The organism is uncultured Microbacterium sp. (genome assembly GCF_947489255.1).
Classification (GTDB): domain Bacteria; phylum Actinomycetota; class Actinomycetes; order Actinomycetales; family Microbacteriaceae; genus Microbacterium; species Microbacterium phycohabitans.
The window spans coordinates 494,075-508,990 of the sequence record NZ_CANLCY010000005.1 but is presented as its reverse complement, the minus strand read 5'-3'; the positions used below and the strand labels follow the sequence as shown (position 1 = coordinate 508,990).

15 protein-coding genes are annotated in these 14,916 nt (G+C 66.9%); 10 read left to right on the top strand and 5 right to left on the bottom strand.

Going from position 1 to position 14,916, the window contains the following annotated elements:
* Positions 1-31 precede the first annotated feature (31 nt).
* Entirely contained in the window at positions 32-412 is a 381-nt protein-coding gene (locus Q0818_RS15675) for a bleomycin resistance protein (protein WP_298877015.1), read from the top strand.
* Between the two features lie 115 nt (positions 413-527).
* On the opposite strand, the gene Q0818_RS15670 is transcribed toward Q0818_RS15675, so the two are convergent.
* Complete coding sequence (locus Q0818_RS15670) at positions 528-1,106, bottom strand: hypothetical protein (protein ID WP_298877012.1); 579 nt, start codon at positions 1,104-1,106, stop codon at positions 528-530.
* Positions 1,107-1,300: 194 nt separating this feature from the next.
* On the opposite strand from Q0818_RS15670, the gene Q0818_RS15665 reads away from it, so the two are divergent.
* On the top strand, positions 1,301-2,908 hold the full coding sequence (locus Q0818_RS15665) for an exonuclease domain-containing protein (protein WP_298877010.1): 1,608 nt from the start codon (positions 1,301-1,303) through the stop codon (positions 2,906-2,908).
* A 165-nt stretch (positions 2,909-3,073) separates the two neighbouring features.
* On the opposite strand, the gene Q0818_RS15660 is transcribed toward Q0818_RS15665, so the two are convergent.
* The 3 genes from Q0818_RS15660 to Q0818_RS15650 all read right to left on the bottom strand — a co-directional run bounded on the left by Q0818_RS15660 (position 3,074) and on the right by Q0818_RS15650 (position 5,914).
* Complete coding sequence (locus tag Q0818_RS15660) at positions 3,074-4,822, bottom strand: DUF2075 domain-containing protein (protein WP_298877007.1); 1,749 nt, start codon at positions 4,820-4,822, stop codon at positions 3,074-3,076.
* On the bottom strand, positions 4,809-5,156 hold the full coding sequence (locus Q0818_RS15655) for a nucleotide pyrophosphohydrolase (protein WP_298877004.1): 348 nt from the start codon (positions 5,154-5,156) through the stop codon (positions 4,809-4,811). The genes Q0818_RS15660 and Q0818_RS15655 overlap by 14 nt, the downstream gene beginning before the upstream one ends.
* Before the next feature lie 302 nt (positions 5,157-5,458).
* Positions 5,459-5,914, bottom strand: coding sequence for a VOC family protein (locus Q0818_RS15650; RefSeq protein WP_298877001.1), 456 nt, complete (start codon positions 5,912-5,914; stop codon positions 5,459-5,461).
* 98 nt (positions 5,915-6,012) lie between these two features.
* Between Q0818_RS15650 and Q0818_RS15645 the strand changes: the two genes are divergently transcribed.
* The 3 genes from Q0818_RS15645 (at position 6,013) to Q0818_RS15635 (ending at position 8,745) form a co-directional block, all read left to right on the top strand.
* On the top strand, positions 6,013-6,999 hold the full coding sequence (locus Q0818_RS15645) for a WYL domain-containing protein (RefSeq protein ID WP_298876998.1): 987 nt from the start codon (positions 6,013-6,015) through the stop codon (positions 6,997-6,999).
* Between the two features lie 4 nt (positions 7,000-7,003).
* On the top strand, positions 7,004-7,561 hold the full coding sequence (locus tag Q0818_RS15640; protein ID WP_298876994.1) for a dihydrofolate reductase family protein: 558 nt from the start codon (positions 7,004-7,006) through the stop codon (positions 7,559-7,561).
* Positions 7,562-8,070: 509 nt separating this feature from the next.
* On the top strand, positions 8,071-8,745 hold the full coding sequence (locus tag Q0818_RS15635) for a hypothetical protein (protein ID WP_298876991.1): 675 nt from the start codon (positions 8,071-8,073) through the stop codon (positions 8,743-8,745).
* Between the two features lie 318 nt (positions 8,746-9,063).
* On the opposite strand, the gene Q0818_RS15630 is transcribed toward Q0818_RS15635, so the two are convergent.
* Positions 9,064-10,140, bottom strand: a complete 1,077-nt coding sequence (locus Q0818_RS15630) for an alkene reductase (protein WP_298876988.1) — start codon at positions 10,138-10,140, stop codon at positions 9,064-9,066.
* Positions 10,141-10,370: 230 nt separating this feature from the next.
* On the opposite strand from Q0818_RS15630, the gene Q0818_RS15625 reads away from it, so the two are divergent.
* From Q0818_RS15625 to Q0818_RS15605, 5 genes are all read left to right on the top strand, one after another.
* Complete coding sequence (locus tag Q0818_RS15625) at positions 10,371-10,523, top strand: hypothetical protein (protein ID WP_298876985.1); 153 nt, start codon at positions 10,371-10,373, stop codon at positions 10,521-10,523.
* 143 nt (positions 10,524-10,666) lie between these two features.
* Entirely contained in the window at positions 10,667-11,308 is a 642-nt protein-coding gene (pdxH, locus tag Q0818_RS15620) for a pyridoxamine 5'-phosphate oxidase (RefSeq protein WP_298876982.1), read from the top strand.
* 132 nt (positions 11,309-11,440) lie between these two features.
* Positions 11,441-12,598 carry a GTPase gene (locus tag Q0818_RS15615; protein ID WP_298876979.1) on the top strand — a complete coding sequence of 386 codons (1,158 nt, stop codon included), beginning with the start codon at positions 11,441-11,443 and terminating at the stop codon, positions 12,596-12,598.
* Between the two features lie 136 nt (positions 12,599-12,734).
* Positions 12,735-13,391: a HEAT repeat domain-containing protein gene (locus Q0818_RS15610; protein ID WP_298876976.1), complete on the top strand. Its 657-nt coding sequence runs from the start codon at positions 12,735-12,737 to the stop codon at positions 13,389-13,391.
* 343 nt (positions 13,392-13,734) lie between these two features.
* Positions 13,735-14,913, top strand: coding sequence for an acyltransferase (locus Q0818_RS15605; protein WP_298876973.1), 1,179 nt, complete (start codon positions 13,735-13,737; stop codon positions 14,911-14,913).
* Positions 14,914-14,916: the final 3 nt, after the last annotated feature.

Below are 14,916 nucleotides of genomic sequence, written 5' to 3'. Positions count from 1 at the left end.
CCTCCGAGGCCGGCGCTATAGGGTCTGCCGCATGACCGATCGCGCCGTTCCCAACCTGCCGTCCCGCGACTTCGGCGCCACCATCTTTTTCTACGGCCGGTTGGGCTTCACGCAGGAGTACCGCGACGAGGGCTGGCTGATCCTTCGGCGCGGCGACCTCACGCTGGAGTTCTTCCCCTTCGCCGACCTCGACCCCGCGAGGAGCTCATTCATGTGCAGCATCCGCGTGGACGACGTCGATGCGTTGTACCGGCGCATCACTTCTGCGGGCGTCGCTGAAGCGACGGTCGGATTCCCGCGCGTTCATCCGGTGGCGACGCAGCCATCGGGATTACGAATCGGGAACCTGATCGACCTCGACGGCACGCAGCTGAACCTGATCGAGAATCCCGCCCCGGCAGGCGCCGTGTGACGTTCCTCGGCTTTCGGGACGGTCGTGACGTATGCCGCGATCAGCGCGCGCGCCGGTGCGATGTGGGCTCGGTGACCGGCGATGCCGGCCTCACGGCTAGGTGGAGCCGCAGCGCTCAGGGCTGCCAGAACCCCAGCGTGCAGAGCAATCGCGTCTCGTCGTCGGCATCGGCCGGCGCCTCGATGGCCGGCGGGAAGACGCCCCACTGCCGCCACTCATCGGCGTGCGGGACGACGTGCTCGTTAAATCCGGCGACCAGCTCGGGGGAGAGGTGGAACGGGATGCCGAAGTGCTTCGCGATCGAGTACGCCTGGAACGCGCGATAGGTCGCCATGTGCGCGAAGCCCTCGCCCGCCGGGTAGTCGCCGTACGTGAAGCGGAACGTGTCGGCGATGTCGCCTGATCGCACGGCTGTCGTCGCCTTGTCGTTGAGCGCGTCGTAGGAGGCGACCGGATCGTCGCCGAGCAGATCGACGCTGGCGTAGGGATCGCCGTCCGCGGCCGCGCGGCCGGCGAGCACGTCGGGGATCCAGGCCTCGTCGTACGCGTGGCGCCCGAGGATGCCGAGCAGCGTGGGCGACTCGAGCTGACTCCACTCCTTCGGCACGGGGGCGGCGAAGTCGGCGGGATCGAGTTGGTCGATGATCTCGCGCAGCGCGGCGTCGGCTTGGAGGAAGAGGGTGGCAGGGGTCATGGCGGCGACGGTACTCCCGGGGTCGGACAGTGGCTAGACCCGGGTGGCTCATCAGGTCGCCGCGGACCACGCTTGCCGGCGCGTTTCCTTCACCCGGCACGCTTTCTGGACTCCCGAATCGCCGACGGTGATCTCGCACGGCATGATCGATTGCGAATGACCTTCGCCTCTGGGCGTACCGAAGTGGGGAAAGCATGGGTTGGTTCAGCCGATTTTTTGGTAGCGGCGCAGAGCGAGCAGTGGACGAGTCTTCTGCGACAAGGACACTCGCGACGTTTCCTCAGTTCGTTGTCATGGACGTCGAGACCACGGGGCTTTCTCCGAAAAAGGACAGAGTTCTGGAACTCGCACTGGTGCGCGTGGACCAGCAGGGCGAGGTCATTGATGAGTGGAGCACGAGGTTCAATCCCGAGGGACCCGTTGGCGCAACTCATATTCATGGGATCACACAGAGGGACGTAGAGCGAGCGCCACTATTTCGTGACCTTGCCACGATGATCGTGCCGCAGATTGCAGGGCTGCCGATTGCGGCCCACAATGCTCGATTCGATCTTTCTTTCCTCCGGGCAGAGTTCCGGCGAGCCGGATGGGATGTTCCTTGGTTGCCCGCGTATTGCACGCTCGAGGGCAGCCGCCATTACATGCCCCACCTTGATCGTCGTCGGTTGGTTGACTGCTGCTGGGATGCTCGTATACCCCTGAACGACGCTCATTCCGCGCTGGGCGATGCGCGTGCCACGGCTGGGCTGTTGCGGCATTATCTGAGGTCGCACCGACGGACCATTCCGCATGACGCGCTGATCTCCACGCAGCGTCAGGCGGCCACGGTTGTGTGGCCTTCCGCTGCAAGCCGGCCACCGCTGGAGGTGTTGCCGGAGGAGGCGCAGCCCATGAGGTCGTCCGCGCTGAGAAGACGGCCGGCGAAGCCGGCGCAGCCCGCTTTGATCACGCAACTCGCGGGGCTCAGCCTCGAGGATGTTCTGGATGAAGGAGCTCCTGAGGGTTCCCTCACCTACCTCGAAACCCTCCTGAACGCTTTGGAGGACGGCGCTATATCCGAGGCGGAGGCTGCGGCACTCGAAGACCTCATCGATGTCTTCGAGTTAACTGGAGCTGACGTCGCGACTGCTCATCGGAGTCTTGCGCTCGCCATTGCACATAAGGCTCTCGATGATGGTCACGTGTCGCGCGAGGAGCGAACCGAGCTCGAAGCTCTCGCCCTCTCTCTGGGACTCACGAGTGAGGTAGTTGCAGCCCTCATTGCCGAGGCCGACGCGGCGCGCGCAGCCCGCATCACCGAGAAATTGGAGCAATTGCCTGCGGGGTGGTCCCACGGGGAGCCGCTGCGCGTAGGAGACAAAGTGGCCTTCACCGGCTTCGACGGGCGAGAGCGCGAACGACTTGGTCTGGAGACAAGATCTCATCAGCTGGGCGTTCGGGTCATGGGCAACGTGTCGGGACGCACCTCTATGGTCGTCACCGATGGATCCTTCGCGGGTACCAAGCTCGCGCGGGCACACGAGTTAGGGACGCGAGTCGTCGACCCGGAACTCTATGCCCTGCTGCTGAAGCATCTCCAGCCCGCTCAGTCACCTGTGCCCCAAAAATCGCAGCGGGCGATGCCGATCTCGGCTGCTGGGACGCCTACAGCGGTTCGCAGCGCTGCGTCTCCCAGTGACATTCGAGCGTGGGGGGTGGCGAACGGCTTCGCGGTGAGCGTTCGCGGCAGGCTCTCGGCAGATCTCATCGGTGCCTACGAGCTCGCGTCTCGCGATCAACACGGGAGTGACACTAGCGGCTGAGTACGTTGTGGATAGCGTGTGAAAGCGAAGCCACTCAAAGTGACTCATCGCCCGCGGAACCGCCTACGACACCTGGCTTCACTATGACAACCACCGCCACCCTCACGCCGGCGTCGACGGTCAGGACCAGTCAGAACGCGTTCGCCACCTCTCGGGGAACTACAGCTAGGCCGCGCCGCCGTCCACCACGGAGGCGATGTATTCGCGCAGATGCGGGTCACAGACGTAGATAAAGGTGCCCAACACTCCGCGCGTGAGAAGGACGCCATAGATGTTCTGAATCAGCGCTAGGAGTTCCTCGTCGGTCGTCGTCTTCCCGAGCTTCGACAGATTCTCCTTGCCCTTCCTATCTCGGTAGGAAGGGCGGTCGAAGACGACCCGATGGGAAGCAGGGTCGTAGCGCAAGTCCGGTCCGATGATCACTCCCGCATAGTTCAGGTCGTAGCCTTGGACGGTGTGAATTGATCCGACCTCGTCGATCGAGCCGGGGGAGTTGATCCAGTCCTTGTCGGTGCGGTTCCAGGTGAACTCGGCGCCTTCTAACTCGAAGTCGAAGCCAGGCTGGTTATTACGGGTTCTCCAGTCCCAGGCGAAACCCGCCACCAAGCGTGACAGGCCCGTCACGAGCTCTCGGTCTCGGATCGCATCGCGCATCTCGAGAACGCTCGAGAAGAACCGCAGGTCGTACTTGCCGAGATCCGGCATACTCCCTGGAACGACCTCGCCGCGCAGCAACTCTCGGATGAACCCGACGTAGTCTGCATCGGCGCGAACGCGCATCTGTAGAGCGAGAGGAAAATGTCGATGGTTTCGCTCCGCACCTGAAATCTCTGAGAGCAGAACCTCTCGAGGGAGGTCTGCGGGTCGGACGGCCTGACGCTCGTCGATGAGCAAAACCTGATGAGTGCTCTGCGCGCGGATCCAGTCGAGCTGCGTCTTGCTGTAGTCGTCTGCCCCAAAGAGCGTGCGGTTGATTTCGGTGAAGTCGCGGTTGCGCATACCTGAAGACTGATTGGCGCGCTGATTAAGTCGGTGGGTTTCGTCCACAATAAGCAGGTCGAAGGGGGTCGAAGACTTGCCGACGTCGAAAGGGTTCAGCACCTGATCCGCGCTCACCCGCGGGGTCTTCTTGAACACCCGCTTTATCGACTCTCGAAGCGACTGCTGGGGTACGACGAGACCTATGCGCGCCGTCTTCAACAGTTCGCGATTCTCCGGAACGAAGAACTCTGAGAAGAGCGAATCTTGCTCGATCTCGTCGGTGTCTTGGTAGTCGCGGATGTCAGCCAGCAGCTTCACGAGGTAGATCGCGACAATGGTCTTGCCGGTGCCGGGATTCCCTTGGATGACACTGGTTGACGTGTTTCCCGTAGCCAGATCTTGCAGGAGCGACTCCACGATGTGCTCGACGGCAATTGCTTGCTCCCGCGTGAGCACCTTAAAGGGAGACAGCTTGAAGAGATCGCTGTTCTCGATCTCCGGAATGCTGCGCTGAAAGATACCTTCGGACCGAAGCTCCTCAAAGATCTCCCTGAAGTTCTTGCGGTACTGCTCGCGCGCGTAGTACCGAGCGTCGATGATGCCCTCGTTACCGTTCAAGACGATGAAATGGCCGTCGCCAGCGAGCCAGCGAATGAGATGGGACTCCAGGTCCAGGCACGCGGACTTGTTGAAGGTCTCGTCGATGACGACACGTACACGGCGGAAGCCGGACTTTGACGGGCTCTGGAGGTGCTGGCGCATCCGAGAGGCTGCGCTGACCGTCTCTCCGACATAAACCGAGGGCTGCCGCGAAGACCCTGCGCTATCGAGTACGTAGACGACCGGCCAATTTACTCGGCGTTCATCGCCTGCGGCCCATTGCGCGACTGCGTGCGTGCTGAAATCCAGTCGTTCGATCTCAAAGGGCGTCATATTTGGTGCTCCGCCCTCTCGCGACGTCGGCTGGGTACTTCGTGCGGGTCACGGCGAGCTTCTCGAGGACAATTTCATCGAGATCGAGCCGCAATCTCTCCGAGAGAAGAATGCAATAGGTGACGATGTCCGCGAGCTCCTCTCGGACGCGCGCTTCATCGGCCTTGTCGTTCCACTGGAAGCACTCAAGCAACTCGGCGGCCTCGATCGAGATGCTCTTCGCCAGGTTCTCCGGCGTGTGGAACTGCGCCCAATTCCGCTCGCGAACGAACTCGGACAACGCTTCTCGCACTCGTTCACTCGTCACCGTGCGACCGTAACGCACGATGCTCATTCGGGGCATATCACGCACCGCGCCCCGTTCCCGTCGGTGCTGGTTCCCCGATTCAGTCACCCCGTCGATCTGCGCGCGTCGGATGCGGTTGTGATCGGGGGCGCCGCAAGATTCACGATGCCGCTTTAGGCCGGGCTCCGATTCCGCCCAGAGCCCGGCCAACTGCCGACACTCGCTGAGGCGTTTAATCTTTGACGTTCAGCGCGGCGGGGCCCCGCGCGCAGTGGTGGCGCGAGGCCCTGATATCCCGGACTCAGGGCCGCAGGACTCGGCAGTGCGTCCCAATGACTTGCCTACCCGGGTTACTCCGCCGCGACCGAAACGCTCCACGTCACCCCGAACCGATCGGTGAGCATCCCGAACCCCGCGCTCCACGCGGACGCGGCAAGCGGCTCGACGATCGTGGCATCCACCGCCAGGGCATCCCAGTAGCCCTGCAGCTCATCGAGGGTGGGCGAATTGATCGAGACGAACAGCGCTTGGTCGGTGACCGTCGTGTTGTTCGCGCGGTGGGTGGAGCCGCCGCCGGCGATGCCGCCCTCGGTGCGGCCGGGGATGTCGTAGCCCATGATGCGGAAGCCGTTCTCGGCGGCGACGAGGCCGAAGACGACCTTGTCGGAGCCGGGGATCTCGGCCGGCATGCCGAAGTCGGCGTAGGTGTTGACGACGAGGTGGCCGCCGAAGACGGACTGGTAGAACTTGAGCGCCTGACGGGCATCGCCGCGGAAGTTCAGGTGGGTGGTGGTCTGCACGGGCATGTCTGCTCCTCGATGGATGGGCCGGGGTTGGCTTCGTCCATCACGGTGACAGCCGTATAGGTCGGTTTCTGTCCTAGACCGCGACTACGGTCGGATGCATGGCCACGACGTCGCGACTGCTGACGCTGCTGTCGCTTCTGCAGGCCCGGCGCGATTGGCCCGGGTCGGTGCTGGCATCGCGACTCGACGTCAGCGATCGCACCGTTCGGCGCGACATCGATCGTCTGCGCGAGATGGGGTATCGCATCGAGACGACGATGGGTCCCGATGGGGGATACCGCCTCGACGCGGGTGCGGAGATGCCGCCGCTGCTGTTCGACGATGACCAAGCGCTGGCGGTGGCGATCGCTCTGCGCGCGGCTCCGGCGCTGGGCGCCGACATCGGCGAGGCAGCGGTGCGGGCTCTCGCCACGATGCGGCAGGTGCTGCCATCACGGCTGCGGCATCGCTTCGATGCTGTGGAGGTGACGACCGTCCGCGCCGCCGGAGAGGCGTCGGCCGCGGCGGTGCCGCTCGACGTGCTGCTGACGCTCGCGCAGGCGGTGCGCGACCGGGTGACGGTGCGCTTCGACTATCTGCCGCGGAGCGAGGGCGACCTCCAGCCTCGGCGGGTCGAGCCGCATCACCTCGTGACCTCGCACGGTCGGTGGTACCTGCTGGGGTGGGATCTCGACCGGGACGACTGGCGGCTCTTCGCCGCTGACCGGGTGCGTCCTCGCGTGCCGCACGGTGCGCCCTTCGTGCCGCGGGTGGTGCCGGGCGGCGACGTCGACGCGTTCGTCTCGGCGCGGTTCAAGGGGTCGGACACGAACGAGTGGCCCTGCCGGGGCACCGTGCTGCTGCACGCGCCCGCCCGGGAGGTGCTGCCCTTCGTGGGTGACGGCACCGTCACCGCCGTCGACGAAGAACGGTGCACTCTCGAGGTCGGGTCGTGGTCGTGGGGCGCGCTCGCCGCGTCGTTCGGGCGGTTTGAGGTGGCGATGGAGGTCGTCGAGCCGCCGGAGCTGGCCGAGGCGTTTGCGGTTCAGGCGGCGCGGTTCGCGGCGGCGGGCCCTTCCGCGGAGGAGCCCCGGCGAGGAAGCTAGCGGCATGACCCAGCCCCTCCGCTACGCCATCAACGTCACCCTCGACGGCTGCTGCTCGCACGAGGCGGGCCTGCCGCCGGATGCCGAGTCCATGGCGTTCTGGACCGACGAGCTGCGCCGCTCCGACACGCTCCTCTACGGGCGCGTCACGTACGAGCTGATGGAGGGCGCGTGGCGCCGACCGGAGTCGGGGGAGTGGCCGGACTGCATGGATGCCAGTGAGGTCGCGTTCGCGGAGGTGATGGATCCGATGCGGAAGGTGGTGGCATCCGGAACCCTCGACGCAGTTGACTGGAACGCCGAACTCGTCCGGGGCGATGTCGTAGAGGCGGTTCGGCGGCTCAAGGAGCAACGGGGGAGAGGTATCTCGCTCGGTGGGGTGAAGCTTCCGGCGACGCTCGCGGCGCAGGGGCTCATCGATGAGTACACGTTCGTCGTGCACCCCGTGATCGCGGGGCGGGGGCCGCGGCTGCTCGACGGCGTCGACCTGAAGCTCGAGTTGATCGAGCGGCGGGAGTTCCGCTCGGGTGCCTTCGTGCAGCGCTACCGGTCCGCCGCATAGCGAAGGGCCCCGCGCGAACGAATCGCGCGAGGCCCTGGCATCCGGGATCTCAGTCCTGGAGGAACGGGTAGTCCGTGTATCCGCGCTCGTCGGGGCCGTAGACCGAGGCCTGGTCGACCACGTTCTCGTCGGCACCATGCTCCCAGCGAGCCATCAGGTCGTGGTTGGCGATCGCGAGGTGCCCGACAGCAAATGGGCCGCTGATTGCATGCGGGGAGAGGAACGCGCCCAGCAGGTAGCCGTTGGCGAAGTGCTACGGATGTCCGAGCCAGAAAGTCGAGGGGCGTTGGTGTCAGAAACATTGCACGCCATCGCGACCTCAACGTTACTGTCGACGGATGAAGAGTGGCATTCGCCGGCATCCGGTGATCTTATGGCTAGGGGGTATCGCTGCGGGGGTGACCGTGGCGGTGCTGGGCGTTGCGCTGACGCCTATTGGGGAGTGGGGTGCCTCACTTCTTTCGAAAGCGACGGGTCAGCGAAGTTTAGTTAGTTGGTCGGAAGCGCCGGTGCTCATGTGCTACCAGCCATTTTTCATACCCAACGACTCACCCGCGACGCACGTTCCGCCCATCGATCCGGACACGTTTCAGGCCGCTTATTCAGATGATTGTCGACAGCTTCTGGCTGAAGTTGGAGGCATAAGCTCCAGCATCTGGGTGGACGTTTCAATTGCTGCCGAAAGTGAAAAACCAATCACGTTGACCCAAGTCGAGGTTACGGACGTCAAGCAGTCACCGGTACCAAGCGGGACGTTTTACACGCCTGCGGAGATTGGGGGTGACTATCCCGCGAAGTACGTCGCGGTGGACCTTGACCAAACCCCAGTGAGGCCTGTGGATGTGGGTGACATGGCAGTCGGCGGAAGTGTGCTTGATAGATCTCCCGACGGCTTGAGGAGCGCCCCGCTGACAGAGGACCAGATGAGACTCCCATGGCTCGTGACACGGGACGAGCCTCTTCAACTCGCAATTCTGGGCTACGGGAGTAGCCATGACACCACGTTCTCTGTGCGGCTCACGTGGCAAGCCGGTGAAGACACCGGAACGATTGTGTTGGATAACAACGGTGAAGGCTATAGGGCGGTCGGCTATAAGTACGACCCGACCGCGCCCAACACGATGCACGGAGCTTGGGATGGGTCAAACACCTGGAAACGCTACGTTGACGAGCCGCCGCAATAGCGAGCACGTGTCCTAGACCGGAGCGCCGGGTTGCGGGGGGGGGGGGGGCTTCGCCAACGCGTGAACGAAAATGCGGTAACAGCGAGGGGGCCAAAGCTCGCGCTGCGACAGGCATCCCCCTCCGGGCGATTGCATCGCGGGCCAACCCCGCCGCGCTCGGTGGGCGGAGTCATCTCTCTTGAGCGTCATCAAGAGACGTACCGAAGGCAGGCTGCATCTCAGAATACGGTCGTGAAATGTCCCCACCACAGCACCTGCGATTAGTCAGGGAAAGGGCCCCGCGCGAGCGAATCGCGCGAGGCCCTGGCATCCGAAATTTCAGTCCTGGAGGAACGGGTAGTCCGTGTATCCGCGCTCGTCGGGGCCGTAGACCGAGGCCTGGTCGACCTCGTTCTCGTCGGCGCCCTTCTCCCAGCGGGTGACGAGGTCGGGGTTGGCGATGGCGGGGCGGCCGACAGCGATCAGGTCGGCGATTCCCTCGTCGACGGCCGTGACGGCCTCTTCGCGCGTGGTCATCTTCGAGAAGCCGGAGTTGACGATGAAGGTTCCGCCGAAGGCGCGGCGCAGGTCCTGGATGAGGTCGCTGGCGGGGTCGGCGTGCAGCACGCTGAGGTAGGCGAGGCCCAGCGGGGCAAGGCCGGCGATGAGGGCCTCGTAGGTGGCGCGGGTTTCGGCGTCGTCCTTCTCCCACACGTCCTGGATGTTGTGGGCGGGGGAGATGCGGATGCCGACGCGGTCGGCGCCGACCTCGGCGACGACGGCCTGGGCGACCTCGATGACGAAGCGGGCGCGGGCCTCGGGCGATCCGCCGTAGCCGTCGGTGCGCTGATTGGAGGCGGGGGAGAGGAACTCGTGCAGCAGGTAGCCGTTGGCGGAGTGCAGCTCGACGCCGTCGATGCCGGCATCCACTGCCCGACGGGCGGCCTTGACGAACTCGTCGCGGACGGTGGCGAGCTCCTCGGTCTCGAGGGCGTGGGGCACGGGGTAGGCGACCTTCGAGCCGTCGGCGAGGCGGGTGTCGCCCTCGATCGCGATCGCGGAGGGGGCGACGATGCGGTCGGTGCCGGTGATGTCGGTGTGGGTGACGCGTCCGCCGTTCATGAGCTGCATGAACACCACTCCGCCTTCGGCGTGCACGGCATCCGCGACCTTCGCCCAGCCGGCGGCCTGCTCGTCGGTGACGATTCCGGGCTGGCCGGGGTACGCCTTCGACTCGGCGCTCGGGAACACGCCCTCGGTGACGAGCAGGCCGATGCCGGCGCGCTGCTCGTAGTACTTCGCGACGATCGGTCCGGGAACGCCGTCGGCGCTCGCGCGCAGGCGGGTCATGGGGGCGAGCGACACGCGGTTGCGCACGCCGATGCTGCCGACGGTGGTGGGGCTGAACAGGCTCACGGGAGTCCTTTCGTGGGGGTCACAGGGCCACGCGAACGTAACGGAGCGCGGCGACGACCTATTCCACGTGGTGCACATGTGTGCGGCGGTGGGTTGACGCGGGCTGCCGCCAGGTGCTGGCATCCACCCGTGGGGCTGGATAGCGTGGCCTTTCGTCCATAGAGCAGCGCAGCGCGGGGGGAACGGATGCCGATGTTTATCGCGGTCGCACGGGTCGGAGTCGAACGGTGATGGCGCGCGCGCCGTGGAACCGTCCGGGGAAATCCGCCCAGATCCGCCGGCTGCGCATCGCCTGGTTCTGGACCACGGTCGTGCTCGTGGTGGTCTTCGTGGCGACCCTTGTGTACTTCTTCGAGCGGTCGGCCGAGATCGCCGGGCTCTGATCCCGACGGCCTCACACGGCCGCCTTTCGCGGAACGACTTGCGCAGGCGTCTGTACGCGAATCGTCCCGCGCGGCAGTCGGGCCGCAGCCGGATGCGGCGCGCATACGATGGTGCCCCCAGCGACGCTTCGGAGGACCGCGCGATGACCGAGAACCCCCTCGCCCACCGCCTCGACTACACGCTCGACGAGCTCGACGACGCCGCGCTGTCGGCATCCCCCCTCGATCTCTTCCAACGGTGGCTGACGGATGCCGCCGACCTACCCGAACCGAACGCGATGGTGGTGTCGACGGTGGATGCCGAGGCACGGCTGACCTCGCGAACGGTGCTGCTGCGCGGAGTCGACGACGACGGTGCGCTGTGGTTCTTCACGAACCGGGACTCGCGGAAGGGGCAGGCGCTGGCGGCGAATCCGGCGGTGTCGATCCTGTTCCCCTGGTACGTGCTGCAGCGGCAGGTGATCGTGCTCGGCACGGCCACGCCGCTTCCCGCAGAACGCGATGACGCCTACTTCGCGTCGCGTCCGCGCGGTTCACAGCTGTCGGCCTGGGCGAGCCATCAGTCGGAGCCCGTGGCATCCCGTGCCGCCCTCGAGGAGCAGATGGCGGAGGTGTCGGCCCGCTTCGGCGACGACCAGCCGGTGCCGCGTCCGCCGCACTGGGGCGGGTATCGGGTGGAGCCGCGCGAGATCGAGTTCTGGCAGGGGCGTCCCTCGCGGTTGCACGATCGGATCGTGTTCGTGCGGGATGGGGACACATGGGTGGGGATGCGGCGACAGCCGTGACGCGTTGTGCGCGCTCGCGCAAGGGTCACCGTCAGACGGCGCGCGAGCGAGCCTGAGCCGTAGATTCGACACAACCTCATCCGCGCCCTGCGTCGCGGCATCCTGAGGCCGACGTGCGGGGGAGGCGAGACCATGGCGAAGAAGAACACCGACGCGCGGCAGCTCGACGAGAAGGCCTTCGTCGAGGCGACGTCGGAGGCGAAGTCGCGCTACGGGCGGTTCAACCTCGCGATCGTCGGCGCCTCGGGCGTGGGGAAGTCGTCGCTCGTCAACGCCGTGTTCGGGCGCGACTGGGCGAAGGTCGGGCGCGGGCTGCCGGTCACGCGCGGCGTGCACTTCTACAGCGACGACTCGCTCGGCATCTGGGACGTCGAGGGGTTCGAGATCGGCTCGCCCGTTCCGCCCGATCAGCAGCTGCGCAACCACCTGGATGCCATCGCCGCCCACCCCGGCGATCACCAGATCTCGGTCGTCTGGTACTGCGTGCGGGCCGCTGACGACCGGCTCACTCCGGCCGACATCGCCATGATCCGCGAGCTCGACGCGCGGGGGCTGCCGGTGATCCTCGTGTTGACGAAGGTCGACTGGATCAAGAATCCGATCACGGGGCACCAGGGCGTCGCGAAAGACCTGGAGGCGTTCGTCGAGTGGCTCAACGACCCGGTCGATCCGAACACCGGGGAGCGGCTGCGCATCCCGTACCGGCAGGTCATCCTCACCTCGACCCGCGACAAGAACGGGAAGGGCAAGGGGCACGGCCTCGGTGACCTTGTCACGGAGACGCTGGAGCTCGCGCCCGAGCGCGACAAGGACGCCTTTCGCATCGCACAGCGCCTCAACCTCCCGTGGAAGCGCGAGATGGCGCGGCCGATCATCGCCGCGGCGTCTGCAGCGGCCGCGGGAGCGGCGACCGTTCCGCTTCCTGTCTCGGATGCTGTCACGCTGGCGCCGATCCAGCTGACGATGATGGGGCGCATCGCCGCCATCTACGACCTCGAAGTCAAGACGATGCTGTCGGCGGGAGCGCTCGCGCAGTTCGGCGTACAGGTCGCCGGCCGCGCGCTCGCGACGAGCTTCCTGAAGCTGATCCCTGGCGCGGGCATCGTCGTGAACGCGGCAGTCGCGGGTGCTCTCACGGCGGCGACGGGCGAGAGCTGGCTCAAGATCTGCGAGCTCCTGCACACCGGCAAGATCGACGTGCGCAAGCTCGACCAGGAGTGGGCGAAGTACGCGCCGAGCTTCATGGACGTGGCGCGGAAGCTGGTGGAGCGGCGGGTGGGGCGGAAGTAGGGCCCACGGAAGGCGGCGGCCCGCGGAGCAAGCGGCGGATGGATGCCGGTCGCGCGCCGTTCCGCACCTCCCGGCCGGTCTCGGCATCCGCCAAGTCGGCCCCCGCCGTCGCCCGGCGTGAAACCCTGGAACCACGATGACCGACACCCCCGCCTCCCGTCTGCGCGCCGCCCTCGCGCACTCCGACGCCTCCGCGCGGCTGCAGGCCGCGCTCGCCGCGGGAACCCGCCCCGACGACAGCTACATCGCCGAGCTCGTGGCCCGATGCGCCGTCGAGCCCGACTTCTTCGTGCGCGACATGCTCACGTGGGCGCTCACGCGGCACGACCCGGCGCGGGCGGTCGCGGAACTGCTGCCCGAGGTGGCCTCCGAGGTGCCCCAGGCGCGAAGCCAGGCCCTGCACACGCTGTCGAAGATCGGCGATCCCGCCGCGTTCGCCGTGATCACGCCGGCGGTGCTGCGCGATCGGCACCCCGAGGTGGCGCGGGCGGCGTGGCGCACGGCATCCGGACTCGTTCCCGACGACGCGCACGAGGCGCTCGCCGAAGAGCTCGCCACCCAGTTCGGCCGCGGCGACCACGACACCCAGCGCAGCCTGAGCCGGGCGTTCGCGGCGATCGGGTTCCGTGCCGAAGCGACTGTCGAGCGGGCGGCGGCCTCGCCCTACGACGTCGTGAGCGCGCACGCGCGGGCGACGGCGATCGTCATGGACGACCCCGACACCGAGTTCGCCGAAGCGGTGGTCCAAGCGCGGCGCGTGGTCGCGCAGCGGGCGCTGCCCCGGGAGGACTGACGCCGGGTCAGGCCCCGTGCATCTCGAGGGCCCCTCGCAGGGTGCAGACGGCCGGGAGGCCGGGCTCTGCACGACCCCGATCGAGGCGACCGGGTGAACTATCGGGCGCTGCATGCGGCCGCTCTCACGGAGGGAAATCGCCCCTCCTGCCGCGTCATTCCGCGGAAGATCGGTGCGCGCGACCTCGTCAAGCCCCCACCCCTCCCAGGGTTTTCCTCAACCAGTTCCCGTACCGTCTCTCCCGGTCTGCGCGACTCCACGTGCTCAGGTCGGCCCAACGACGTCGCCGACGAGCGCCCGCCTCGCGCGCCAGGCGAACGACGACGGGACGGAAGGCGACGGCATGACCACGATGACGACCTCTCGTGTCGACGCCCGGCCGGTGGCATCCGCCCGGCCCGTGGCAACCGCCCGACCGACGGCGGCGCGCCACCTGCCCTCGCTCACCGGCCTGCGCTGGGCGACCGCGATGCTCATCTTCGGCCACCACCTCATGGCGGTCGAGTACTTCGGCGGCACCGCCGGCGACGTGTGGGCGTTCGTCTTCGAGGCCGGGAAGACCGGCGTCACGCTCTTCTTCATCCTGTCGGGGTTCGTGCTGGCCTGGGGCTACAAGCCGCAGCAGAGTGCCGGATCGTTCTGGTGGCACCGCTTCGCCCGCATCTACCCCCTGCACCTCGTGGGCGTGGGGCTCGCCCTGGTCGCGGCTGCGACCCTCGTGCCTGAGATCCGCACCGACGGCGCGGTTCCGCTGGCCGCCAACGTGCTCCTCGTCAACGGGTGGGTACCCGACTGGTGGCAGGCGGGAAACCCCGCCAGCTGGTCGCTCGTGTGCGAGGCGTTCTTCTACCTCGGCTTCCCCTTCCTCATCCGCCCGCTCGTGCGCCTGTCGGCCCGGGCGCAGACGATCGTCGTCGGCATCTCGCTCGCGCTCGTCGCGCTGGCCCCGCAGATCGCCGCGCTCTCGCCCGTGCCGATGTCGGCGGCATCCACTCCCCTCCTGCGACTGCCGGAGTTCGTCGTCGGCGTGACCCTGGCGCTCCTGGTGAAGCGGGGAGCGTGGATGCCGCCGCGCCTGCGCTTCGTGCTCCCGCTCGCGGTCGTCGGCTACGCGCTGTCGGAGGCGCCGACCCTTCCCGGAACCGACGTGCACCCCGGTCTCGCCGTGACCGTCGGGGCGTTCGCGCTGCTCGTCTCGTCGCTGGCCTCGGCCGATGCGCATCGGTCGTCGACCTTCCTCGCGCGCCCGCTCTGGCAGGAGCTCGGGCGCGTGTCGTTCGCGTTCTACCTCGTGCACCTGCTGGTGATCGCGTCGGTGTCGTCGGCGTGGCCCGACGGGCATCCGCAGCTCCCGTGGCGCCGGGCCGTGCTGCTCGCGCTCGCCGCATTCGGGATCGCGCTCGCTCTGGCGTTCGTGATGCACAAGGTCGTCGAGGTTCCGGCCCAGCGCTGGCTGCTGCGGTACGACCGGGCACGGACGCAACGCGCAGCGACCGTGGCCGGGGTCGAGGCCGCTCGCTAGGCT

Bases quoted from the DNA above. Each gene is read 5' to 3' on its own strand.
- Q0818_RS15675 (WP_298877015.1), top strand. From the start codon at position 32: ATGACCGATCGCGCCGTTCCCAACCTGCCGTCCCGCGACTTCGGCGCC.
- Q0818_RS15670 (WP_298877012.1), bottom strand. From the start codon at position 1,106: ATGACCCCTGCCACCCTCTTCCTCCAAGCCGACGCCGCGCTGCGCGAG.
- Q0818_RS15665 (WP_298877010.1), top strand. From the start codon at position 1,301: ATGGGTTGGTTCAGCCGATTTTTTGGTAGCGGCGCAGAGCGAGCAGTG.
- Q0818_RS15660 (WP_298877007.1), bottom strand. From the start codon at position 4,822: ATGACGCCCTTTGAGATCGAACGACTGGATTTCAGCACGCACGCAGTC.
- Q0818_RS15655 (WP_298877004.1), bottom strand. From the start codon at position 5,156: ATGAGCATCGTGCGTTACGGTCGCACGGTGACGAGTGAACGAGTGCGA.
- Q0818_RS15650 (WP_298877001.1), bottom strand. From the start codon at position 5,914: ATGCCCGTGCAGACCACCACCCACCTGAACTTCCGCGGCGATGCCCGT.
- Q0818_RS15645 (WP_298876998.1), top strand. From the start codon at position 6,013: ATGGCCACGACGTCGCGACTGCTGACGCTGCTGTCGCTTCTGCAGGCC.
- Q0818_RS15640 (WP_298876994.1), top strand. From the start codon at position 7,004: ATGACCCAGCCCCTCCGCTACGCCATCAACGTCACCCTCGACGGCTGC.
- Q0818_RS15625 (WP_298876985.1), top strand. From the start codon at position 10,371: ATGGCGCGCGCGCCGTGGAACCGTCCGGGGAAATCCGCCCAGATCCGC.
- pdxH (WP_298876982.1), top strand. From the start codon at position 10,667: ATGACCGAGAACCCCCTCGCCCACCGCCTCGACTACACGCTCGACGAG.
- Q0818_RS15615 (WP_298876979.1), top strand. From the start codon at position 11,441: ATGGCGAAGAAGAACACCGACGCGCGGCAGCTCGACGAGAAGGCCTTC.
- Q0818_RS15610 (WP_298876976.1), top strand. From the start codon at position 12,735: ATGACCGACACCCCCGCCTCCCGTCTGCGCGCCGCCCTCGCGCACTCC.
- Q0818_RS15605 (WP_298876973.1), top strand. From the start codon at position 13,735: ATGACCACGATGACGACCTCTCGTGTCGACGCCCGGCCGGTGGCATCC.